The following is a 24,153-nucleotide window of genomic DNA, read 5'->3' on the forward strand; positions in this document are numbered from 1 at the left end:
CCTTGTCGAGGAAAAAGACGGTTACGAAAATCCAATCTGATTATGTGAAGAAGTATGATGCCCAACAGCAAAGACAACAGAAAAAGAAGCAGCGGTTGATTCGTCGTCTCGTGCTATTTTCAATTGTTGTAGTTGTTGCAGTTGGAGTAATGACGATGTATCATATGAAACAGCGCGCACAATACGCAAGTAAACAAGAAGAATATAATCAACTAGAAGAACAATTAACAGTACTTCAGGAAGAAAAGAATAGCTTCTTAGAAGAAATTGAATTATTGAATAACGAGGATTATGTGTTGGAAATTGCTCGCACAAATTATTTTTTCTCGAAAAAGGGAGAACTTATTTTTAAAATTCTCGATGAAATTCCATCCTATTGACACTTTTCAGTTTTCTTAGCTATACTATAGAAAGGAAATAGTGTATTATTTTTTAAACTTTTAAGGAGGAGCATTGTTTTTATGGCAATCGAAGTAGGCAGCAAGGTTAAAGGAAAGGTAACAGGTATCACTAATTTTGGAGCTTTTGTTGAGTTAGACGAAAAAACGACAGGACTTGTTCATATTAGTGAAGTTGCTGATACCTATGTAAAAGACATTAATGAGCATTTAACAGTAGGGGATGAAGTTACTGTTAAAATTATTAATGTTGAAGATGATGGCAAAATTGGCTTATCAATAAAAAAAGCGATTGAGAAAAAGCCAGAGCGTCAACAAAGAAATCCAAAAGAGCGTACAGAAACGTTTGAAGCGAAAATGAATCGATTTTTAAAAGATTCTGAAGACCGCTTAGCCTCGTTAAAGAAGCACACGGAATCTAGACGCGGAGGTAGAGGTGCTAAACGAGGATAGCAATTGCTGTCTACGGAGAAGAGAAATGCTCGTAATGAGAATATAATGAAAGAGGCTATAGAAAGAGTAGCCCCAAAAATGGTTTCGATTATTAAAAATTAATCGAAACCATTTTTATTTGAATGGTGCAGGAGGGCGTCTAATGAAATCTAAAAAGGCTATAATTTCATTTTTATTAATAATCTTGCTACTATTTGCTTGTTCTACAGACTCAAATTTTGATATTGATGAGAATGAGATTGATCAAGTTAAGATTTCATACTTTGAGGACTTTGGCTTTTTAAATGAAGATTTCCATAGGACTATTGAAAAAGAAGTAGAGGTTAAAGATTTTGTCTATGCTATCAGCACTGCTAAACGGCAACCTGGTTCCGTAGATATGCCTGAAGCTGACTTTAATTTACATTTTATTTCTAGTAATGGTGATTCAGAAGCTTTTCACCTTTGGATCTCCGAAGCGTATGCAACTGCAACTATAGTGAAAATAAATGAGACAGATATTGCGTATGAGTTAACAGAGAAAAGCAGAAATAAAATTAAATCCATGCTAAGATAGCTTACATAAAGCAAAAAACGGCTATGTTTATCGAAAAAGGATAAACATAGCCGTTTTACTTCATTTTAGGATAGCGGCGGAGGGGATCGAACCCCCGACCTTACGGGTATGAACCGTACGCTCTCGCCAGCTGAGCTACACCGCCACGATATATGTATAAGTACTTCTAAATGAAGTACAGAAATCATCATACAACAGGAAAATTAATCTGTCAATAAGATTTCAGAAGCCGATTTTATGCTAAGTATTTTATAGTTAAGCTGTTTCCTTTTGTAGAATAGTGTAAATTGTCTCAAAAGTCGTCGAACGATTCATCTATTTACTTACTTTCTTTTGACAAAAAGCAAAAAGCATTTGTGCTTTAATGGTACAAAGAAGGGATGGATGATGATGAGCATGTCACTAGATAAGCATCAAAAAAAATTAATGAATGCAGATATTTCTTTAATCACTAGATTACAGCAACGTATATTTCATCAAGCACAATACTGGCTTATTGTAAAAGGTTGGCTCTTTATTTTAATAGGCTTTTTATTAGGACGAGCAGTAATTTTGACGATGGTTTCCCCATTTGCCGTTGCCTTCCTAGCAACAATGTGGATGATGGATAAAGGAAAAGGGAAGAAAGTTCTGTTTGCAACGGTTCTCGGTGGGCTCACATATTCTGTTGAGCAGGGCCTATGGCTATCACTTGTTATGGTTATTTTCCTGTTCTTATTCCATACTTTACAAAGCTTGCGTGTGCAATGGAAATTACCAATGATTGTTTTTGCCTCTACGATAACTTCTCGAATTATTCAATATACACTCACTTCTGAACTGACTACTTATGAATGGATGCTGCTCGGTGTTGAAGGTGTCCTTGCGGTTATTCTTGTATTATTATTTATGCAAAGTATTCCTATTATAGAACCAGATCGTTATCGACCCGCTTTAAAAAATGAAGAAATTATTTGTATGATTATCCTGATTGCTTCAATATTAACGGGAACAATAGGTTGGGCTATTTTTAATGCTTCTATGGAACAAATATTAGCCAGATATTTTGTGTTAATCTTTTCTTATGTTGGCGGAGCGGCAATTGGATCAACAGTAGGTGTCGTAGTTGGATTAATTTTATCACTCGCCAATGTGGCTAATATTTATCAAATGGGCTTGCTTGCATTTTCTGGTTTACTCGGTGGTTTGTTAAAAGAGGGGAAAAAGGTAGGAGTTAGTGTAGGTTTAATTGTTGGAACCTTTCTTGTTGATATGTATGGAGGATCTTCAACATGGCTACAATCTATGACAGAATCCATTTTAGCAATTGGGTTGTTTTGGATAACACCTGTCACATTCCTTCAACAGCTTGCTAAATATATTCCTGGAACAGAAGCATATATGAAAGATCAGCGGCAATATTTACAAAAGGTTCGCGATGTTACAGCAAGGCGAGTAGAACAATTTTCTCAAGTATTCGGTGCACTTTCTAAGAGTTTTTCAGAAACCGAAATCGTTCCACTTGGCGAGGAACAACAAAGACAGGAGACGGATTTCTTCTTAAGTCAGGTAACAGAACGGACATGCCAACGGTGCTTTATGAAGGAACATTGCTGGAAAAATAATTTTCAGCGCACATACAGTACGATGGAAGAAATGAAGGATCAATTGGCGAGTCGTAAACAAATCAATCTCCAATTAAAGCGTGAGTTTGAAAATATTTGTGTTCGCTCGAATAAAGTTATCGACGTAATGAAAGAAGAAATGTCCTTTTTTGATATAAACCAAAAGCTTAAGCAACAGATGATAGAAAGCAAACAAATAGTAGCAGACCAATTACAAGGTGTCTCAGATATTATGGATGATTTTGCAAAGGAAATTGTACAAGAGCGTAAATATCATGAAAAACAGGAAATTGAAATTCTCCTTGCACTAGAGAAACTAGGCTTAGAAATTATTAAATTAGATATTTTCCGTTTGGACAAGGGAAATGTAGATATTGATTTAACCTTATCTGTTTATGATTATCATGGTGAAGGTCCGAAACTAATTGCTCCTTTGTTATCAGATTTATTAAATGAGTTAATTGTTGTTCATGAGGAAAAATTATCACCATATCCAAATGGCTATTGTTATTTATCTTTTCGTTCAGCAAAAGAATATGTCATTAAAACAGGTATTGCAACAGCTGCAAAGGATGGTGGTTTTATATCTGGTGATAGTTTTACGATGATGGAGCTAGGAACAGGGAAATTTGCTATGGCTATTAGTGATGGAATGGGGAATGGCGAACGTGCACGAGAGGAAAGTGAAGAAACATTACGACTGCTTCAACAAATTTTACAAACTGGAATTGCAGAAAAAGTAGCTATTAAAACAATTAATTCTATATTAGCATTGCGTTCAACAGATGAAATTTTTGCGACGCTTGATTTAGTGGTGGTCAACCTACATAATGCCTATGCTCGCTTCCTGAAAATAGGTTCATCACCTAGCATCGTAAAACGTGGTAACGAGATATTCCAAGTAGAAGGACATAATTTGCCAATCGGTATTATTCAAGAAGTAGATGTAGACATCGTAACAAAACAATTAAAAGTCGGAGATTTACTTATCATGATGAGTGATGGCCTGCTAGATGGTTTGATTTATGTTACAAATGCTGATCTTTGGATAAGAAGAAAGCTCCGTGAAATCCAAACAGATCACCCACAAGAAATTGCAGACCTTTTATTAGAAGAAGTGATTAGAGAACGTTCTGGTGTCATTGAAGATGATATGACAGTATTAGTAGCTAAAGTAATGAAAAACACTCCAGAATGGGCAACTATCCCCTTTTATGGAGAAAGGGCACAATAAAATTCCCACAAGAAGAAAGTTTTCCATGAATTACCTCATAATATTTGGCGAGTGACTTTATTTCACATAAAATAGAAGATAAATAAATAAGTGATGAAGAAAGGGGGTTAATAGTGAGACAGAAGGTGCTGCAATTTATGAAACAACACCAGCTACTCAAAAAAGATACAACAGTACTTGTCGGTGTTTCTGGAGGACCAGATTCCATGGCATTGTTACATTTATATAAAAGCTTCAGCAAAGCATGGAATATTCGTCTTATCGCACTTTCTATTGACCATCAGCTTCGGGGGGAAGATTCCATTGCTGATGTAGCATATGTTCGTGCTATTTGTGCAGACTGGGATATCCCATTTGAGGCAGGGACTTTGGATGTTCCTGCTTATCATAAAATGTATAAAGTTAGTACACAAGTAGCAGCACGAACACTGCGCTATCAATTTTTTCTAGAAAAGATGCAGGAATATGATGCAGACTATTTGGCATTAGGGCACCATGGGGATGATCAAGTGGAGACGATTTTGATGAATTTAACTCGCTCATCTAATCCAGCAGCACTTGCAGGAATCCCTGTGAAACGAAGCTTTGCTGATGGAGAAATTGTACGTCCATTATTATGTGTTGAGCGAAAGGAAATTGAGGAATACTGTGCGGCACATCAAATTATACCAAGATTGGATGCTTCGAATGAAGAGGTGACTTATACAAGAAATTATTTTCGGAAATATATATTACCACTATTAAAAGAGAAAAATGAGCGTATACATGTAACAACCCAGCGATTAAGTGAAGCGCTCCAAGAAGATGAAAGCTTTCTAGAAGCAGAAGCAAAAAAGGCAGCAGAAAAGATTATATCAGAGAAAATAAAGGGTGAAAAAGTAACGATAGATAGCATGGAACTGAAAAGTTTTCCCCGTGCTTTACAAAGGCGAATCTATCATCTAATATTAAGCTATCTATATAAAAAAACACCTAAAACTTTGTCTTCTGCGCACGAAGCATCCTTTTTGGATTTATTAACTAAATCAGGTTATCGACAGCTTGATTTCCCTCATGGTTTAAAAATCGAAAAATCATATGATTTTATTCGCTTTTCTTTTAAAAATTCAATGCAGGAAGAAAATGCTTTCCAACAAAAGCTTTTGATTCCAACAGATATCACTCTTCCAGATGGGGCGACATTACAGGTAAAGTATGTAAATGAAATAGATAAGTTAGGGAAACATATTATTTATATTCATCCTGAAGATGTTAGCCTTCCTTTACAGGTCCGTTTCAGACAAACAGGCGACGCAATGAGCTGGAAAGGTTTAAATGGTAGTAGAAAGCTAAAGGATATTTTTATTGATGAAAAAATACCTTTAAAAGAACGCGATAATTGGCCAATTATTACAGATGATTCTGATGAAATTATTTGGTTAGTAGGGATTAAAAAAGGGAAAAAGGCTATAGAGCAGCAAGATAAGAGAACTTTATTTGTTCAGCTAAGATATGAACAAGCGGCATGTAGGAGGAAGAATGATGCATAATGATATTGAAAAAGTTCTAGTTACAGAAGAAGAAATTGCGAAAAAATGTGCAGAAATCGGCAAGCTATTAACGAGTGAATATGCTGGGAAGTTTCCACTTGTCATTGGAGTATTAAAAGGTGCGACACCTTTTATGTCTGATCTTATCCGCCATATCGATACACATGTTGAAGTAGATTTCATGGATGTATCTAGCTATGGAAGTGGCACAAAATCTTCTGGAGAAGTAAAAATTGTGAAGGACTTAGATACAAAGGTAGAGGATCGTGATCTTCTTATTATCGAAGATATTATTGATAGTGGGTTAACCCTTAGTTATTTAGTTGATCTTTTCAAATATCGTAAGGCAAAGTCGATAAAAATTGTTACATTATTAGATAAACCCGCAAGACGTACAGCGAAGATTAAAGCAGATCTAGTTGGTTTTGAAATACCAGATGCTTTTGTTGTAGGATATGGATTAGACTATAATGAAAGATATCGGAATTTACCTTATATCGGGATTTTAAAACCAGAAGTATATGGTGGATAATTAGACTAGAAATTCATTCTTGTTTTAACTTTGTACATATATTGTAAAATAAATGTTTTTCTAAGGTAATTTCGTTGTACTTGAACTTTTCTGTATGGTAATATGTAATATAGTTTTTCCCGCCCGGGAGGAGGTTATCAATGAACCGAGTGTTTCGGAATTTATTCTTTTACGGGATTATTTTCTTAGTATTAATCGCAGTAATAGGATTGTTCAACGGACAAAATAAAGAGGTGAAGGAATTCACCGTCCATGAGTTTACACAAGCTTTAAGCAATGGCGAAATCAAAGAAATGACGATGCAGCCAGTCAATAAAATAATGAGATTTACAGGGACCTTGAATCAAGATAATGCAGAATTTGTTTCACAAGTTCCAGATAACACAGAGATCATTGCAGAAATTACAAAGCAAGCCTCTGATCAAGATGTGTTGAAGGTAGCACAAGAGGAGCAGCCAAGTGCATTTGTTAGCTTCCTAACAATGATGTTACCTTTCCTGATCATCGGATTAATTTTCTTCTTCTTCCTTACTAGAGCACAAGGCGGCGGCGGGGGCGGCGGCCGAGTGATGAATTTTGGTAAGAGTAAAGCGAAGCTATACAGTGAAGAAAAGAAAAAGGTTCGTTTCTCAGATGTAGCTGGTGCTGATGAAGAGAAACAGGAGCTTGTAGAAGTAGTAGACTTCTTAAAGGATCCTCGTAAGTTTACTAAAGTCGGTGCCCGAATACCAAAAGGAGTTCTCTTAGTAGGACCTCCAGGTACAGGTAAAACATTACTTGCGAAAGCAGTAGCTGGAGAAGCTGGTACACCTTTCTTCTCAATTAGTGGTTCTGATTTCGTAGAAATGTTTGTCGGAGTCGGTGCGTCCCGAGTACGTGACTTATTTGAAAACGCGAAGAAAAATTCACCATGTATCATCTTTATTGATGAGATTGATGCAGTAGGTAGACAGCGTGGAGCAGGTCTTGGTGGAGGTCATGATGAGCGTGAACAGACGTTAAACCAGTTATTGGTTGAAATGGATGGATTTGATGCAAATGAAGGAATCATCATGATTGCGGCTACTAACCGCCCTGATATTCTAGACCCAGCATTATTACGCCCAGGACGATTTGACCGTCAAATTACAGTAGACCGTCCAGATGTAAAAGGACGCGAACAAATTTTACATGTACATGCACGTAATAAACCAGTCGATGATTCGATTGATTTAAAAACGATTGCTATGCGTACACCAGGATTTTCTGGAGCTGATTTAGAAAATCTATTAAACGAGGCAGCGCTTGTTGCTGCAAGACGCGATAAGAAGCAAATTACAATGGAAGAAGTAGATGAAGCCATTGATCGTGTCATTGCAGGGCCGGCGAAGAAGAGCCGAGTGGTCTCACAGAAAGAACGCGAAATTGTTGCATATCATGAAAGTGGTCACACAGTTATAGGAATGGTATTAAACGATGCAGATACCGTGCATAAGGTAACTATTGTTCCTCGTGGCCAAGCTGGTGGTTATGCAGTAATGTTACCGAAAGAAGATCGTTATATTGTTACAAAACCAGAGTTGTTTGATAAAATTACAGGTCTCTTAGGTGGACGTGTAGCAGAGGAAATCATCTTTGGTAAAGGTAATGTAAGTACTGGAGCTTCCAACGACTTCCAACGTGCAACTGCAATTGCGAAAAGAATGATTACTGAATTTGGTATGAGTGAAAAAATTGGTCCAACACAATTTAGTGGTGGAGGCGGCGAAGTGTTCTTAGGCCGTGACCTACACAATGAGCAAAATTACAGTGATGTTATTGCACATGAAATTGATACAGAAATGCAAAACTTTATTGGTTATTGCTATGAGCGTGCAAGAACAATTTTAACGGAAAACCGTGATAAATTAGAGCTTATTGCACAAACATTGTTAGACGTGGAAACACTTGATGAAGAACAAATCAAATCACTCTTTGAAACAGGTGTTCTTCCTGAACCAACAACAAATGAAGATGGTGAAGTGGTTGTAAATATTCAATCACAAGAAAACAAACCAGATTCATTTGAAGATGCCAAGGCAAAAGCTGATGCAACTAAGCAAGAAGAGTCTTCTGAAGAAGTAGAAGAAGATACAGAGCAAACAGAACAAAGAACAGATGATTCAGACAATCCGTCATCTAAAAATAATAACGAAAAAGAATAATGATATATGGCAAAAGCAGTCTCTACACGCAGAGGCTGCTTTTCTTGTCTCACTATAGTGTATAGTTGATGAAATTATAGTAAAGGGTAAATAATAGATTGGTTTGGCGAGCTTCTTGAAAATACATGTAATTTATTGGTTTGTGAATAGATGATTTTAGGCTATTATTAGTGGTAAGAGAACTGCAGAGCAGGAAGGTTGGTAAAAATGATCTTTGTTATTGATATTGGAAATACAAACACAGTGCTAGGAGTTTTTGAGGAAGAGCAGTTAAAATATGAATGGCGTATTAAAACAGATCGCTATAAAACAGCAGATGAGTTTGCGGTATTAATCAAATCATTATTTGATTATAAAGGAGTATTGTTTTCTGATGTTACGGATATTATTATCTCCTCCGTTGTTCCGCCTATTATGGCTTCACTGGAAATGATGTGTAAGAATTATTTTCAAATAAAACCAATGATTATCGGAAAAAATATGAAAACAAATTTAAAAATGCTATATCCTAATCCGCAAGAAATCGGTGCAGATCGAATTGTTAATGCGGTCGGAGCTATTGAAAAATATGATGGTCCAATTGTTATTATAGATTTTGGAACAGCAACAACGTACTGTTATATTAATGAAAACAAGGAGTATGTCGGTGGAATTATTTCCCCAGGAATTACGATATCCATGGAAGCATTATATCAAAAGGCAGCAAAGCTTCCGAAAATTGATATTCAACGACCGGATCGTATTATTGGGCAATCGACGATTGAAGCAATGCAATCTGGGGTATTTTATGGATATATTGCTCAAGTTGATGGAATAGTTCAACGTATTAAAAAAGAGTGGAAGACAGAACCTACAGTTATCGCAACAGGAGGATTAGCACCTCTTCTAGTCAAAGCATCAGAAACGATTGATGTTGTTGATCAGTATTTAACATTAAATGGTCTCTATTTGATTTATAAAAATAATAAATAAGGGAGTAATAGTAAGATGAGTGATTATATTGTAAAAGCAACAGCATATGATGGAAAAATCCGAGCATATGCCATTCATTCAACAAATATAGTAAAAGAAGCTCAGCGCCGTCATGATTCATGGGCGACAGCATCTGCGGCATTAGGAAGAACATTGACTATCTCAGCAATGATGGGTGCAATGTTAAAAGGTAAGGATTCCTTAACAGTAAAAGTAGAAGGAAATGGACCAATTGGTGCAATTATTGTAGATAGTAATGCAAAAGGAGAAGTCCGAGGTTTTGTAAAGAATCCACATGTCGATTTTGAATTAAACGAACAGGGCAAATTAGATGTTCGTCGTGCAGTTGGAACAGAAGGAAATATGAGTGTAGTAAAAGATCTAGGCTTGAAGGATTATTTTACTGGCCAAGTACCGATTGTGTCAGGGGAAATAAGCGAGGATTTTACCTATTATTTCGTAACCTCTGAACAGATTCCATCAGCAGTAGGAGCAGGAGTATTGGTGAATCCAGACCATTCCATTAAGGCAGCAGGTGGATTTATTATCCAAGTAATGCCTGGTGCAGATGAGGAAGTTATAACAAAATTAGAAAACCAGATCAGTAAATTTCCAGCGATATCTAGCTTAGTAGAACAAGGGCATACACCAGAACAAATTTTACTAGAGCTATTCGGAAAAGATGAAATAAATATTTTAGATCGTCAAGATGTGTCCTTTACATGTAATTGTTCGAAGGAAAGATTTGAGCGTGCCATTATCGGACTAGGGAAAGAAGAAATTGTACAAATGATTGAAGAAGATCATGGAGCAGAAGCAACTTGTCATTTTTGTAATGAAGTATATTATTTCACAGAAGAAGAATTGCGTAGTTTATTATAAGAGAATGTAAAGATACATTTTAAACAAAAATGTTGTACGCTTGATGCTAGTATAGTTTCATGGACACAACTTAGTTAAGTCTTTAAAATTATTACTAGGGGGTTGTGTCCAATGGCAAATCACAAACATGGTAAACGTTACAATGATGATTTTAGGAAGATGGTTGTTGATTTATATCGTTCAGGTCAATCAGCTAGGGAATTAAGCAGTGAATATGGCGTTTCAGAAGTAACTATTTATGCATGGATAAAAAAATTCAATCCAGTAGAGCTAGAAGATGGATCATCCGTAACACCAGATGATTACGCAAAGATGCAAAAAGAAATGCTTAAGTTACAACAGGAGAACGAAATATTAAAAAAAGCTATGGCCATATTCGCAAAAAAGTAACCGACAACGATATTACGGATTTCATCGAGCAAGAAAGAGAATATTACCCTGTTCATACATTGTGTGAAGTGCTTGGTGTTCCTAGGAGCACGTACTATCAATCATTAACGTTTTCTATCTCAAAACAAGAACAGGAAAATCGACAACTAACAAAAGAAATCATCCGAATTTTTAACGACAGTAAACAACGTTATGGTGCACCAAAAATCCACCATTTATTAGAGTTGGCCGGATATCATGTAAGTTTAAAACGTGTGCAACGCCTGATGAAAAAGGCAAATATCAGGTCCATCACAACGAAGAAATTCCGTCCGACACCGAGTAAAGAAAAGATAATAGAACGTGAGAATATTTTAGAGCGTGATTTTGAGACGAAAACAATCAATGAAAAATGGGTTGGAGATATTACTTATATCCACACCTTAAAGCAGGGTTGGTGCTATCTGGCAACTGTTTTGGATTTGCATTCAAGAAAGGTTGTTGGCCATTCTTTTGGACGCACAATGACAACGGAATTAATAAGCACCGCATTACGAAATGCATATGAAACGCAACAACCCTGTGAAGAACTTATCTTTCATTCAGACCTTGGTAGTCAATATACAAGCGATGAATTCGCATTTTTGATCACCGAATTTAACATAAAGCATTCTTTTAGCTATAAAGGTAGCCCTTATGACAATGCTTGCATTGAATCGTTCCATGCCATTTTAAAAAAGGAAGAAGTCAATCATGTTCAGTATCTAGATGAATATTCAGCGAAAATAGCGTTATTTCAGTATATTGAAGGTTGGTATAATCGCAAAAGAATTCATGGGAGTATAAATTATATGACACCACAAGAGGTAGAAAATATCTGCCGAAATATCAGCTGAAAATATCATTAAAAACTTAAGCTATTTGTGTCCAAGATATTGACATAGGTCCAGCTCTTTATTCTAATTAAGAAGTAATAAGTGTTTATATTTATTCAACAGAGGCTAAAATAAAGAAAAATAGTTGCATCATTGACAGCAACTGGAATAAAATGTATAATTCACATAAGAAAACTCGGAATTAAGAGAGGTGTGTATAACATGAAAGTTGTAAATAATATTACAGAATTAATTGGAGAAACACCTATTGTAAAACTAAATGGAAATACAGATGAAAATGAAGCAACAATTTATTTGAAACTAGAATTTTTTAACCCAGGAAGCTCTGTAAAAGATCGTATCGCGTTAGCAATGGTGGAAGCTGCGGAAGCAGAAGGTGTATTGAAAGCAGGAGATACTATTGTTGAACCTACAAGTGGAAATACAGGAATTGGTCTTGCGATGGTTGCAGCAGCAAAAGGTTATCGTCTAGTTGTTGTAATGCCTGATACGATGAGCATGGAACGCCGTAATTTACTTCGTGCATATGGAGCAGAATTAATATTAACTCCAGGTGCTGAAGGGATGAAGGGTGCTATTGCAAAGGCGGAAGCATTACAAAAGGAACATGGTTATTTTATTCCTCAACAATTCAGTAACCCAGCAAACCCAATAGTACATGAGAAAACAACAGGGCGAGAAATTGTTAATCAGTTAGAATCATTAGATGCTTTTATTTCTGGAATTGGTACAGGAGGTACGATTACTGGTACTGGAAAAGTATTGCGTGAACATTTTAAAGGGATTCAAATTTTTGCAGTAGAGCCAGAGGATTCTCCAGTATTATCTGGCGGTAATCCAGGGCCGCATAAAATTCAAGGAATTGGTGCAGGTTTCGTTCCGGAAGTATTAAATACGGATATTTATGATGAAATTATTAAAATTTCTAATGATGAATCCTTTAAAGCTTCTCGCGAAACAGCAGTAACCACAGGAATCTTAGGTGGAATTTCTGCAGGAGCAGCGATTGCAGCAGCGAAAAAGGTTGCAAAACGTTTAGGTAAAGGCAAAACAGTATTAGCTGTTTTACCAGATAATGGAGAAAGATATTTATCAACGGCATTATTTCAATATGATGAAGAGAATAAATAAGCAGCCAAAGAAGTAGCATCATTGCTACTTCTTTTTTCATGGATAGAAGAAGATAAAGGCTGAATTTTAAAATGAAATTGAAAATTACTTTGTCCATAAAATTTATGAACAACTATGGTAGGATAGATAAGGAAAGATTTAGTTTGGAGGATGCATGAAGATGAAATTAATCACAGAAACGAAAACTTATGATTTAAATAGACGTACTCATGTGATGGGTATTTTAAATATTACTCCAGATTCCTTTTCAGATGGCGGTTCTTATACAGAGGTAGAAAAAGCTGTTGATCAAGCTGTTAAAATGGAGCAGCTTGGTGCAGATATTATTGATATCGGTGGTGAATCCACACGACCGGGGCATAGAGTCTTATCAGTAGATGAAGAACTTCAACGTATTTTGCCAGTTATAGAAGCCGTAAGAAAAAAAGTTAAAATTCCTATTTCGGTGGATACATATAAAGCTAAAACGGCAGAACATGCAATTCGTGCTGGTGCAGATATAATTAATGATGTATGGGGAGCGAAGAGAGACCCAGAAATTGCAGATATTGCTGCGAAATATAATGTGCCGATTATTTTAATGCATAACCGGGAAAATAAAAATTACACAAACCTCATTGAAGATATGAAGCATGATTTACAAGAGAGTATTGATATTGCATTACGAGCAGGTGTGAAGCAGGAAAATATTATTTTGGATCCTGGCATTGGTTTTGCGAAATCATTGGAAGATAATTACGCAGTGCTGAATCATTTAGAGGAATTTACAAGCTTAGATTATCCTGTGTTATTAGCGACTTCTCGTAAATCATTTATAAGCAAGATTGTAGATGCTCCACCTGAGGAACGAGATAATGCCACAGGTGCTACCACTTGTCTAGGTATTACGAAAGGTGTGCAGATGATTCGTGTACATAATGTGGCCTTGCATGTGGAATTAACGAAAATGATGGATGCTATGCTTAGAGGGGTTGGCTTAGATGGATAAAATTATCTTAAAACAGATGCAATTTTATGGTTACCATGGTTTATTTTCAGAAGAGAATAAGCTCGGACAGCGATTTTTCGTCGATGCTGTCTTATACCTTGATTTAGAACCAGCAGGCAGGGCAGATGAAATGGAAGCATCTATTGATTATGGAATGGTTTTTAAATATGTACAACAAATTGCTGAAGGGGCACCGAAGCATTTAATTGAGGCAGTTGCCGAAGCGATAGCAGAGAAATTGCTTCTTTCCTTCCCATTACTCCAAGCCTGTGAAATAAAGGTAGTAAAACCAGATCCACCAATTCCTGGACATTATCATTCTGTCGCTGTTGAAATATATCGGGAGAGAAAACAATGAAAAAAGTATGGATTGGATTAGGGACGAATATTGAACCTCGTCAAGAACATATACAACAAGCTTTAGAACTGCTTGCGAAAAATTCGTGTATTACGATAAGAAAGCAGTCATCTATTTATGAAACAGCACCTGTAGGTTATACAGACCAGGCAGATTTTTTGAATATGGTCTTAGAAATAGAGACATCTCTTTCTGCTGAAGCATTGCTTGATTTTTGCCAAGGAATTGAGCAGCAATTAGGTAGAAAAAGAACAATTCGTTTTGGACCAAGAACGATAGACCTTGACATTTTGATCTATAATAATGAAAATATAAAAACGGAAAGATTAATTATTCCACATCCACGCATGCACGAGCGCGCATTTGTGCTTGTTCCGTTAAGTGAGATCGCTAATGAGCTTCTGTTAGAAAAACAGAACAAACGGGTGGGGGATTTGATTGCAGAATTACCAGATGCTCATGATGTTAAAAAATGGTCATCAGAATAGATAAATAAAGCTGATTCATGAGCTATGATGTAGTATGATATGAAGAGAAACAAACCTATCTTAAGGTGAAAACACAAGATAAAAAGCCGAAGCAACATGATAAATTATTTAATGGAGTGATCATTGTGTCAGAAGAATTAAATGAGCAAATGCTAGTACGACGAGAAAAATTAGCGACATATAGAGAAAAAGGATTAGACCCATTTGGTGATAAATTTGAAAGAACAAGTGAAGCAAAAGAGCTACAAGAAGCTTATGGGGAGTTCACTAAAGAAGAATTAGAAGAGAAAAATGCTCAAGTGATAATAGCTGGACGGATTATGACGAAGCGAGGAAAAGGTAAGGCTGGTTTTGCTCATATTCAAGACGCAACTGGACAAATTCAAATATATGTAAGAAAAAACGATGTTGGCGATGATGCATATGATGTCTTTAAAACAATTGACATAGGTGATATCGTAGGCGTAAAGGGAACAGTTTTTAAAACCAATGTAGGGGAACTATCTGTTCATGCAGCGGAATTTTATATTTTAACAAAGGCTTTGCGTCCACTACCAGATGAATATTATGGACTAAAAGATGTAGAATTGCGCTATCGTAAACGTTATTTAGATTTAATTACAAATGCAAAGAGCCGTGAAACATTTATTTTACGTAGTAAGATTATAGATTCAATGCGTCGTCATTTAAACGAGCAAGGCTTTTTAGAAGTAGAAACACCAATGATGCATGCAATTCCTGGTGGAGCATCAGCGCGACCATTTGAAACACATCATAATGCATTAGATATTCCTTTATATATGCGGATTGCTATTGAATTACATTTAAAACGTTTAATTGTTGGTGGTATCGAAAAGGTGTATGAAATTGGCCGTGTATTCCGTAACGAAGGTGTTTCAACACGTCATAATCCTGAATTCACCATGATTGAATTGTATGAGGCATATGCAGACTATCAAGATATTATGACATTAACAGAGAACTTAATTGCAAATATCGCTGAAGATGTATTAGGAACAACTACAATTACATATGGCGAAGATGTCATTGATTTAAAACCACAATGGAAAAGACAACATATGGTTGATGCGATTAAAGAAAAAACAGGTGTTGACTTCTGGAAAGAAATGACTACAGAAGAAGCGCGGGAACTTGCAAAAGAACATGGTGTGAAAATAGAAAATGGTATGGTCTATGGACATATTGTAAATGAATTCTTTGAACAAAAGGTAGAAGAAGAGCTTGTTCAACCTACATTTATATATGGTCATCCAGTGGAAATTTCTCCTCTTGCGAAACGTAATAAGGAAGATGAGCGTTTTACAGACCGTTTTGAATTATTTATTGTTCGTCGTGAGCACGCAAATGCATTTAGCGAGTTAAATGATCCAATTGAACAGCGTGCACGTTTTAAGGCGCAAGTCGAAGAAAGAGAGCAAGGAAATGATGAAGCACATCTAATGGATGAAGATTTCTTAGAAGCATTGGAATATGGAATGCCTCCAACAGGCGGCTTAGGAATTGGTATCGATCGTTTAGTAATGCTATTAACGAATGCATCATCTATTCGTGATGTTCTCCTATTCCCACAAATGCGTAATCGATAATTAGATAAAAATAATAATGGGTGCTTTACTATTTTAGTAAAGTACTCTTTATATTTTTACTTGAAAAACGTAAACAATGTTTAATTTGAATAAAAAAGGTATATAAGAAGAATAATAGACGGGAAGGTCTTTAAACTAGGCTAAAATTGTATCGGAATAAAGATATTTTCTTTTTTTGAAAAAGACTATTGCTTTATCTAAATAAACATGGTAGATTATTAAATGTTGCTCAAACAACAAAGCAAGTTAAAAAAATATTTCAAAAGTTTAAAAAACATGTTGACTTCATTTCATTAACGTGTTAAATTTATAAAGTCGCTAAAAACGAAAGCGACAAAACATTTGCTCTTTGAAAACTGAACAGAACAACCAGTAATGTCAAGAAAAGCGTAAAGTTTTTCTTTTACAACGTAACAAAGCTAAGAAACACAAACTTTTTTGGAGAGTTTGATCTTGGCTCAGGACGAACGCTGGCGGCGTGCCTAATACATGCAAGTCGAGCGCAGGAAGCAGACTGACCCCTTCGGGGTGACGTTTGTGGAATGAGCGGCGGACGGGTGAGTAACACGTGGGCAACCTACCTGTAAGATTGGGATAACTCCGGGAAACCGGTGCTAATACCGAATAATCTTTTCCATCGCATGAAGGAAAAGTGAAAGATGGTTTCGGCTATCACTTACAGATGGGCCCGCGGCGCATTAGCTAGTTGGTGGGGTAAAGGCCTACCAAGGCAACGATGCGTAGCCGACCTGAGAGGGTGATCGGCCACACTGGGACTGAGACACGGCCCAGACTCCTACGGGAGGCAGCAGTAGGGAATCTTCCGCAATGGACGAAAGTCTGACGGAGCAACGCCGCGTGAGTGATGAAGGTTTTCGGATCGTAAAACTCTGTTGTTAGGGAAGAACAAGTACGAGAGTAACTGCTCGTACCTTGACGGTACCTAACCAGAAAGCCCCGGCTAACTACGTGCCAGCAGCCGCGGTAATACGTAGGGGGCGAGCGTTGTCCGGAATTATTGGGCGTAAAGCGCGCGCAGGCGGTCCTTTAAGTCTGATGTGAAAGCCCACGGCTTAACCGTGGAGGGTCATTGGAAACTGGAGGACTTGAGTGCAGAAGAGGAGAGTGGAATTCCATGTGGAGCGGTGAAATGCGTAGAGATATGGAGGAACACCAGTGGCGAAGGCGACTCTCTGGTCTGTAACTGACGCTGAGGCGCGAAAGCGTGGGGAGCGAACAGGATTAGATACCCTGGTAGTCCACGCCGTAAACGATGAGTGCTAGGTGTCAGGGGGTTTCCGCCCCTTGGTGCTGCAGTTAACGCATTAAGCACTCCGCCTGGGGAGTACGGCCGCAAGGCTGAAACTCAAAAGAATTGACGGGGACCCGCACAAGCGGTGGAGCATGTGGTTTAATTCGAAGCAACGCGAAGAACCTTACCAGGTCTTGACATCCCGCTGACCGTTATGGAGACATAGCTTTCCCTTCGGGGACAGCGGTGACAGGTGGTGCATGGTTGTCGTCAGCTCGTGTCGTGAGATGTTGGGTTAAGTCCCGCAACGAGCGGAACCCCTAACCTTAGTTGCCAGCATTAAGTTGGGCACTCTAAGGTGACTGCCGGTGACAAACCGGAGGAAGGTGGGGACGACGTCAAATCATCATGCCCCTTATGACCTGGGCTACACACGTGCTACAATGGATGGAACAGAGGGCAGCGAAGCCGCGAGGTGAAGCAAATCCCATAAAACCATTCTCAGTTCGGATTGTAGGCTGCAACTCGCCTACATGAAGCCGGAATCGCTAGTAATCGCGGATCAGCATGCCGCGGTGAATACGTTCCCGGGTCTTGTACACACCGCCCGTCACACCACGAGAGTTGACAACACCCGAAGTCGGTGAGGTAACCTTTTAGGAGCCAGCCGCCGAAGGTGGGGCCAATGATTGGGGTGAAGTCGTAACAAGGTAGCCGTATCGGAAGGTGCGGCTGGATCACCTCCTTTCTAAGGATAGAAACGGAACATCTAACAAGGTTTAGATGAAAACATTACTGAGTTGTTCGGTTCAGTTTTGAGGGAGCAAATCTCTCAAAACCGATAAAATTTCTGCTTCAGCGTGTTGTGATAGCTGACAGGGCAGAATTTTTACATTTGTACCTTGAAAACTAAATAAGAGTAAAGTAACAACGACATCAAACCGAAAAAGTCATGTACGTTCGTACATGCAGATGAAAAAGAAACAAAGCTTATTCATTAAGTAGCTAGTTAAGTGAACAAGAGCGCACGGTGGATGCCTTGGTACTAGGAGCCGAAGAAGGACGGGACTAACACCGATATGCCTCGGGGAGTTGTAAGTAAACATTGATCCGGGGATTTCCGAATGGGGAAACCCACTACTCGTAATGGAGTAGTACATCTAACTGAATAGATAGGTTAGATGAGGCAGACCTGGGGAACTGAAACATCTAAGTACCCAGAGGAAGAGAAAGCAAAAGCGATTTCCCAAGTAGCGGCGAGCGAAACGGAAACAGCCCAAACCAGAAAGCTTGCTTTCTGGGGTTGTAGGACATTCCAATAGGAGTTATCAAGAAGTGTTTTAAACGAATCGATCTGGAAAGATCAGCCAAAGAAGGTAACAGCCCTGTAGTTGAAAAGACATTTCCTCCGGAATGTATCCTGAGTACGGCGGAACACGTGAAATTCCGTCGGAATCCGGGAGGACCATCTCCCAAGGCTAAATACTCCCTAGTGACCGATAGTGAACCAGTACCGTGAGGGAAAGGTGAAAAGCACCCCGGAAGGGGAGTGAAATAGAACCTGAAACCGTGTGCTTACAAGTAGTCGGAGCACGTTATTGTGTGACGGCGTACCTTTTGTAGAATGGACCGGCGAGTTACGATTGTATGCAAGGTTAAGTGGAAGACACGGAGCCGTAGCGAAAGCGAGTCTTAATAGGGCGAATGAGTATGCGGTCGTAGACCCGAAACCGTGTGATCTACCCATGTCCAGGGTGAAGGTCAGGTAACACTGACTGGAGGCCCGAACCCACGTACGTTGAAAAGTGCGGGGATGAGGTGTGGGTAGGGGTGAAAAGCCAATCGAACACGGAGATAGCTGGTTCTCTCCGAAATAGCTTTAGGGCTAGCCTCAAAGGAAGAGTACTGGAGGTAGAGCACTAATTGGGCTAGGGGCCCCCACCGGGTTACCAAACCTAGTTAAACTCCGAATGTCAGATACTTATCTTTGGGAGTCAGACGATGGGTAATAAGTCCATTGTCGAGAGGGAAACAACCCAGACCACCAGCTAAGGTCCCCAAGTATACGTTAAGTGGAAAAGGATGTGGAGTTGCACAGACAACCAGGATGTTGGCTTAGAAGCAGCCACCATTTAAAGAGTGCGTAATAGCTCACTGGTCGAGTGACTCTGCGCCGAAAATGTACCGGGGCTAAACGTATCACCGAAGCTGTGGATTGTTCCGTAGGAACAATGGTAGGAGAGCGTTCTAAGGGCAGAGAAGGTTGACCGAGAGGACAGCTGGAGCGCTTAGAAGTGAGAATGCCGGTATGAGTAGCGAAAAAAGAGTGAGAATCTCTTTCACCGAAAGCCTAAGGTTTCCTGAGGAAGGCTCGTCCACTCAGGGTTAGTCGGGACCTAAGCCGAGGCCGAAAGGCGTAGGCGATGGCCAACAGGTTGATATTCCTGTACCACCTCATATCCGTTATGAGCAAAGGGGGGACGCAGGAGGATAAAGAATCGCACGGATGGAAGAGTGCGTCCAAGCAGTAAGAGAGTCAGATAGGCAAATCCGTCTGACAAGTATCTTGAGCTGTGATGGGGAGGGAAATATAAGTACCGAAGTTCTTGATTCCACACTGCCAAGAAAAGCCTCTAGCCAGGATATAGGTGCCCGTACCCTAAACCGACACAGGTAGGCAAGAAGAGTATTCTAAGGTGAGCGGGAGAACTCTCGTTAAGGAACTCGGCAAAATGACCCCGTAACTTCGGGAGAAGGGGTGCTTCTTGCATGAGAAGCCGCAGTGAATAGGCCCAAGCGACTGTTTATCAAAAACACAGGTCTCTGCGAAGCCGTAAGGCGAAGTATAGGGGCTGACACCTGCCCGGTGCTGGAAGGTTAAGGGGAAACGTTAGTACTTCGTACGAAGCGTAGAACTGAAGCCCCAGTAAACGGCGGCCGTAACTATAACGGTCCTAAGGTAGCGAAATTCCTTGTCGGGTAAGTTCCGACCCGCACGAATGGTGCAACGACTTGGGCACTGTCTCAACGAGAGACCCGGTGAAATTATACTATGCGTGAAGATGCGCATTACCCGCGACAGGACGGAAAGACCCCGTGGAGCTTTACTGCAACTTGATATTGAATGTTTGTGCAGCTTGTACAGGATAGGTGGGAGCCATTGAAACCGGAGCGCTAGCTTCGGTGGAGGCAACCGTGGGATACCACCCTGGCTGCACACACCTTCTAACCCAGGACCGTGATCCGGTTCGGAGACAGTGTCAGGTGGGCAGTTTGACTGGGGCGGTCGCCTCCTAAAGAGTAACGGAGGCGCCCAAAGGTTCCCTCAGAATGGTTGGAAATCATTCGAAGAGTGTAAAGGCAGAAGGGAGCTTGACTGCGAGACCTACAAGTCGAGCAGGGACGAAAGTCGGGCTTAGTGATCCGGTGGTTCCGCATGGAAGGGCCATCGCTCAACGGATAAAAGCTACCCCGGGGATAACAGGCTTATCTCCCCCAAGAGTTCACATCGACGGGGAGGTTTGGCACCTCGATGTCGGCTCATCGCATCCTGGGGCTGTAGTCGGTCCCAAGGGTTGGGCTGTTCGCCCATTAAAGCGGTACGCGAGCTGGGTTCAGAACGTCGTGAGACAGTTCGGTCCCTATCCGTCGTGGGCGCAGGAAGTTTGAGAGGAGCTGTCCTTAGTACGAGAGGACCGGGATGGACACACCTCTGGTGTACCAGTTGTTCCGCCAGGAGCATAGCTGGGTAGCTACGTGTGGCAAGGATAAGTGCTGAAAGCATCTAAGCATGAAGCCTCCCTCAAGATGAGACTTCCCATCATTTTAAATGAGTAAGATCCCTTAGAGACGATAAGGTTGATAGGTCCGAGGTGGAAGTGTGGTGACACATGGAGCTGACGGATACTAATAGATCGAGGACTTAACTAACACATTTCGGTTGTCACACGTTACGATGCACTCTTATTTAGTTTTTAGGGTACAAATTAGACACAACCAACGGTTGTAAAATAACCCTAAAAAGTTTTTAAAAAGTGCTTGCATTTTAAAATGAATAAGCATATAATAAAACTTGTCCTTCAAAAACGGAGGAGCTATTTTTTAGCAAAATATTGGTCTGGTAGTAATAGCAGAGAGGTCACACCTGTTCCCATGCCGAACACAGTAGTTAAGCTCTCTAGCGCCGATGGTAGTTAGGGGTTACCCCCTTGTGAGAGTAGGACGCTGCCAGGCTAGTATCAATTACATACCGGAGGATTAGCTCAGCTGGGAGAGCACTTGCCTTACAAGCAAGGGGTCGCAGGTTCGAGCCCTGCATCCTCCACCATTGTATGCCGGTCTAGCTCAATTGGTAGAGCAACTGACTTGTAATCAGTAGGTTGGGGGTTCAAGTCCTCTGGCCGGCACCACTTTAACGAGCCATTAGCTCAGTTGGTAGAGCATCTGGCTTTTAACCAGAGAGTCGAAGGTTCGAGTCCTTCATGGCTCACCATTTGCGGGTGTGGCGGAATTGGCAGACGCGCTAGACTTAGGATCTAGTGTCTTACGACGTGGGGGTTCAAGTCCCTTCACCCGCACCAAGCAAACATAATCAAGCGGAAGTAGTTCAGTGGTAGAACATCACCTTGCCAAGGTGAGGGTCGCGGGTTCGAGTCCCGTCTTCCGCTCCAAACGAACATTGCCGGGGTGGCGGAACTGGCAGACGCACAGGACTTAAAATCCTGCGGTAGGTGACTACCGTACCGGTTCGATTCCGGTCCTCGGCACCATTGTTTTTTGCGCCCGTAGCTCAATTGGATAGAGCGTTTGACTACGGATCAAAAGGTTAGGGGTTCGACTCCTCTCGGGCGCGTTTTATATCGGGAAGTAGCTCAGCTTGGTAGAGCACTTGGTTTGGGACCAAGGGGTCGCAGGTTCGAATCCTGTCTTCCCGACCATTTTTAAAACTAAATGCTTTTTTGTTTTGGGGCCTTAGCTCAGCTGGGAGAGCGCCTGCCTTGCACGCAGGAGGTCAGCGGTTCGATCCCGCTAGGCTCCACCATTTTTTTGCTCTTTGAAAACTGAACAGAACAACCAGTAATGTCAAGAAAAGCGTAAAGTTTTTCTTTTACAACGTAACAAAGCTAAGAAACACAAACTTTTTTGGAGAGTTTGATCTTGGCTCAGGACGAACGCTGGCGGCGTGCCTAATACATGCAAGTCGAGCGCAGGAAGCAGACTGACCCCTTCGGGGTGACGTTTGTGGAATGAGCGGCGGACGGGTGAGTAACACGTGGGCAACCTACCTGTAAGATTGGGATAACTCCGGGAAACCGGTGCTAATACCGAATAATCTTTTCCATCGCATGAAGGAAAAGTGAAAGATGGTTTCGGCTATCACTTACAGATGGGCCCGCGGCGCATTAGCTAGTTGGTGGGGTAAAGGCCTACCAAGGCAACGATGCGTAGCCGACCTGAGAGGGTGATCGGCCACACTGGGACTGAGACACGGCCCAGACTCCTACGGGAGGCAGCAGTAGGGAATCTTCCGCAATGGACGAAAGTCTGACGGAGCAACGCCGCGTGAGTGATGAAGGTTTTCGGATCGTAAAACTCTGTTGTTAGGGAAGAACAAGTACGAGAGTAACTGCTCGTACCTTGACGGTACCTAACCAGAAAGCCCCGGCTAACTACGTGCCAGCAGCCGCGGTAATACGTAGGGGGCGAGCGTTGTCCGGAATTATTGGGCGTAAAGCGCGCGCAGGCGGTCCTTTAAGTCTGATGTGAAAGCCCACGGCTTAACCGTGGAGGGTCATTGGAAACTGGAGGACTTGAGTGCAGAAGAGGAGAGTGGAATTCCATGTGGAGCGGTGAAATGCGTAGAGATATGGAGGAACACCAGTGGCGAAGGCGACTCTCTGGTCTGTAACTGACGCTGAGGCGCGAAAGCGTGGGGAGCGAACAGGATTAGATACCCTGGTAGTCCACGCCGTAAACGATGAGTGCTAGGTGTCAGGGGGTTTCCGCCCCTTGGTGCTGCAGTTAACGCATTAAGCACTCCGCCTGGGGAGTACGGCCGCAAGGCTGAAACTCAAAAGAATTGACGGGGACCCGCACAAGCGGTGGAGCATGTGGTTTAATTCGAAGCAACGCGAAGAACCTTACCAGGTCTTGACATCCCGCTGACCGTTATGGAGACATAGCTTTCCCTTCGGGGACAGCGGTGACAGGTGGTGCATGGTTGTCGTCAGCTCGTGTCGTGAGATGTTGGGTTAAGTCCCGCAACGAGCGGAACCCCTAACCTTAGTTGCCAGCATTAAGTTGGGCACTCTAAGGTGACTGCCGGTGACAAACCGGAGGAAGGTGGGGACGACGTCAAATCATCATGCCCCTTATGACCTGGGCTACACACGTGCTACAATGGATGGAACAGAGGGCAGCGAAGCCGCGAGGTGAAGCAAATCCCATAAAACCATTCTCAGTTCGGATTGTAGGCTGCAACTCGCCTACATGAAGCCGGAATCGCTAGTAATCGCGGATCAGCATGCCGCGGTGAATACGTTCCCGGGTCTTGTACACACCGCCCGTCACACCACGAGAGTTGACAACACCCGAAGTCGGTGAGGTAACCTTTTAGGAGCCAGCCGCCGAAGGTGGGGCCAATGATTGGGGTGAAGTCGTAACAAGGTAGCCGTATCGGAAGGTGCGGCTGGATCACCTCCTTTCTAAGGATAGAAACGGA

Annotated in this window: 15 protein-coding genes, 10 tRNA genes and 4 rRNA genes; 28 read left to right on the forward strand and 1 reads right to left on the reverse strand. The window is 40.8% G+C overall.

The window, feature by feature from the left end; translation table 11 throughout:
- Nucleotides 1-2 precede the first annotated feature (2 nt).
- The 3 genes from AB4Y30_RS00350 (at nucleotide 3) to AB4Y30_RS00360 (ending at nucleotide 1,407) form a co-directional block, all read left to right on the forward strand.
- A complete protein-coding gene (locus tag AB4Y30_RS00350) occupies nucleotides 3-380 on the forward strand; it encodes a septum formation initiator family protein (RefSeq protein ID WP_368653564.1) in 378 nt (125 codons plus the stop codon).
- 81 nt (nucleotides 381-461) lie between these two features.
- On the forward strand, nucleotides 462-851 hold the full coding sequence (locus AB4Y30_RS00355) for a S1 domain-containing RNA-binding protein (RefSeq protein ID WP_368653565.1): 390 nt from the start codon (nucleotides 462-464) through the stop codon (nucleotides 849-851).
- Nucleotides 852-993: 142 nt separating this feature from the next.
- A complete protein-coding gene (locus tag AB4Y30_RS00360; protein WP_368653566.1) occupies nucleotides 994-1,407 on the forward strand; it encodes a hypothetical protein in 414 nt (137 codons plus the stop codon).
- A 71-nt stretch (nucleotides 1,408-1,478) separates the two neighbouring features.
- Here the strand turns inward: AB4Y30_RS00360 and AB4Y30_RS00365 are convergent.
- Nucleotides 1,479-1,552, reverse strand: a tRNA-Met gene (locus tag AB4Y30_RS00365).
- A 251-nt stretch (nucleotides 1,553-1,803) separates the two neighbouring features.
- Here AB4Y30_RS00365 and spoIIE point away from each other — a divergent pair.
- From spoIIE to AB4Y30_RS00490, 25 genes are all read left to right on the forward strand, one after another.
- Nucleotides 1,804-4,245, forward strand: a complete 2,442-nt coding sequence (gene spoIIE / locus AB4Y30_RS00370) for a stage II sporulation protein E (RefSeq protein ID WP_368655137.1) — start codon at nucleotides 1,804-1,806, stop codon at nucleotides 4,243-4,245.
- A 113-nt stretch (nucleotides 4,246-4,358) separates the two neighbouring features.
- Nucleotides 4,359-5,774: a tRNA lysidine(34) synthetase TilS gene (gene tilS, locus AB4Y30_RS00375; RefSeq protein ID WP_368653567.1), complete on the forward strand. Its 1,416-nt coding sequence runs from the start codon at nucleotides 4,359-4,361 to the stop codon at nucleotides 5,772-5,774.
- Nucleotides 5,764-6,306 carry a hypoxanthine phosphoribosyltransferase gene (gene hpt, locus AB4Y30_RS00380; protein WP_368653568.1) on the forward strand — a complete coding sequence of 181 codons (543 nt, stop codon included), beginning with the start codon at nucleotides 5,764-5,766 and terminating at the stop codon, nucleotides 6,304-6,306. Before tilS ends, hpt begins: the two co-directional genes overlap by 11 nt.
- 140 nt (nucleotides 6,307-6,446) lie before the next feature.
- A complete protein-coding gene (gene ftsH / locus AB4Y30_RS00385) occupies nucleotides 6,447-8,489 on the forward strand; it encodes an ATP-dependent zinc metalloprotease FtsH (protein WP_368653569.1) in 2,043 nt (680 codons plus the stop codon).
- Nucleotides 8,490-8,696: 207 nt separating this feature from the next.
- Nucleotides 8,697-9,461 carry a type III pantothenate kinase gene (locus AB4Y30_RS00390; protein ID WP_368653570.1) on the forward strand — a complete coding sequence of 255 codons (765 nt, stop codon included), beginning with the start codon at nucleotides 8,697-8,699 and terminating at the stop codon, nucleotides 9,459-9,461.
- Nucleotides 9,462-9,476: 15 nt separating this feature from the next.
- A complete protein-coding gene (gene hslO / locus AB4Y30_RS00395; protein WP_368653571.1) occupies nucleotides 9,477-10,343 on the forward strand; it encodes an Hsp33 family molecular chaperone HslO in 867 nt (288 codons plus the stop codon).
- A 111-nt stretch (nucleotides 10,344-10,454) separates the two neighbouring features.
- A protein-coding gene (locus AB4Y30_RS00400) for an IS3 family transposase (RefSeq protein WP_368653572.1) occupies nucleotides 10,455-11,608 on the forward strand; the annotation gives its coding sequence in 2 pieces (ribosomal slippage) (nucleotides 10,455-10,707 and nucleotides 10,707-11,608; 1,155 coding nt in all).
- Between the two features lie 201 nt (nucleotides 11,609-11,809).
- Nucleotides 11,810-12,739, forward strand: coding sequence for a cysteine synthase A (cysK, locus tag AB4Y30_RS00405; protein ID WP_368653573.1), 930 nt, complete (start codon nucleotides 11,810-11,812; stop codon nucleotides 12,737-12,739).
- 160 nt (nucleotides 12,740-12,899) lie between these two features.
- A complete protein-coding gene (gene folP, locus AB4Y30_RS00410) occupies nucleotides 12,900-13,727 on the forward strand; it encodes a dihydropteroate synthase (RefSeq protein ID WP_368653574.1) in 828 nt (275 codons plus the stop codon).
- Nucleotides 13,720-14,085 (forward strand): dihydroneopterin aldolase, encoded by a 366-nt coding sequence (gene folB, locus AB4Y30_RS00415; protein ID WP_368653575.1) that lies wholly within the window; start codon nucleotides 13,720-13,722, stop codon nucleotides 14,083-14,085. Before folP ends, folB begins: the two co-directional genes overlap by 8 nt.
- Nucleotides 14,082-14,573 carry a 2-amino-4-hydroxy-6-hydroxymethyldihydropteridine diphosphokinase gene (folK, locus tag AB4Y30_RS00420; protein ID WP_368653576.1) on the forward strand — a complete coding sequence of 164 codons (492 nt, stop codon included), beginning with the start codon at nucleotides 14,082-14,084 and terminating at the stop codon, nucleotides 14,571-14,573. The genes folB and folK overlap by 4 nt, the downstream gene beginning before the upstream one ends.
- A gap of 125 nt (nucleotides 14,574-14,698) precedes the next feature.
- Nucleotides 14,699-16,180 carry a lysine--tRNA ligase gene (gene lysS, locus AB4Y30_RS00425; RefSeq protein WP_368653577.1) on the forward strand — a complete coding sequence of 494 codons (1,482 nt, stop codon included), beginning with the start codon at nucleotides 14,699-14,701 and terminating at the stop codon, nucleotides 16,178-16,180.
- A 435-nt stretch (nucleotides 16,181-16,615) separates the two neighbouring features.
- Nucleotides 16,616-18,180, forward strand: a 16S ribosomal RNA gene (locus AB4Y30_RS00430).
- 259 nt (nucleotides 18,181-18,439) lie between these two features.
- Nucleotides 18,440-21,362, forward strand: a 23S ribosomal RNA gene (locus AB4Y30_RS00435).
- A 186-nt stretch (nucleotides 21,363-21,548) separates the two neighbouring features.
- Nucleotides 21,549-21,665: ribosomal RNA gene (gene rrf, locus AB4Y30_RS00440) — 5S ribosomal RNA — on the forward strand.
- 18 nt (nucleotides 21,666-21,683) lie between these two features.
- A tRNA-Val gene (locus tag AB4Y30_RS00445) sits at nucleotides 21,684-21,759 on the forward strand.
- A gap of 6 nt (nucleotides 21,760-21,765) precedes the next feature.
- A tRNA-Thr gene (locus AB4Y30_RS00450) sits at nucleotides 21,766-21,841 on the forward strand.
- 7 nt (nucleotides 21,842-21,848) lie between these two features.
- A tRNA-Lys gene (locus AB4Y30_RS00455) sits at nucleotides 21,849-21,924 on the forward strand.
- Nucleotides 21,925-21,927: 3 nt separating this feature from the next.
- A tRNA-Leu gene (locus tag AB4Y30_RS00460) sits at nucleotides 21,928-22,012 on the forward strand.
- Between the two features lie 15 nt (nucleotides 22,013-22,027).
- A tRNA-Gly gene (locus AB4Y30_RS00465) sits at nucleotides 22,028-22,102 on the forward strand.
- 10 nt (nucleotides 22,103-22,112) lie between these two features.
- A tRNA-Leu gene (locus tag AB4Y30_RS00470) sits at nucleotides 22,113-22,201 on the forward strand.
- A gap of 9 nt (nucleotides 22,202-22,210) precedes the next feature.
- Nucleotides 22,211-22,284 (forward strand) — tRNA-Arg (locus AB4Y30_RS00475).
- An 8-nt stretch (nucleotides 22,285-22,292) separates the two neighbouring features.
- Nucleotides 22,293-22,369, forward strand: a tRNA-Pro gene (locus AB4Y30_RS00480).
- Nucleotides 22,370-22,397: 28 nt separating this feature from the next.
- Nucleotides 22,398-22,473: transfer RNA gene (locus AB4Y30_RS00485), tRNA-Ala, on the forward strand.
- 98 nt (nucleotides 22,474-22,571) lie between these two features.
- Nucleotides 22,572-24,136 (forward strand): 16S ribosomal RNA (locus AB4Y30_RS00490).
- Together the 16S, 23S and 5S rRNA genes with 9 tRNA genes alongside form the textbook arrangement of a ribosomal RNA operon.
- Nucleotides 24,137-24,153: the final 17 nt, after the last annotated feature.

It is taken from the genome of Ornithinibacillus sp. 4-3 (genome assembly GCF_040958695.1).
Lineage (GTDB): Bacteria > Bacillota > Bacilli > Bacillales > Amphibacillaceae > CALAMD01.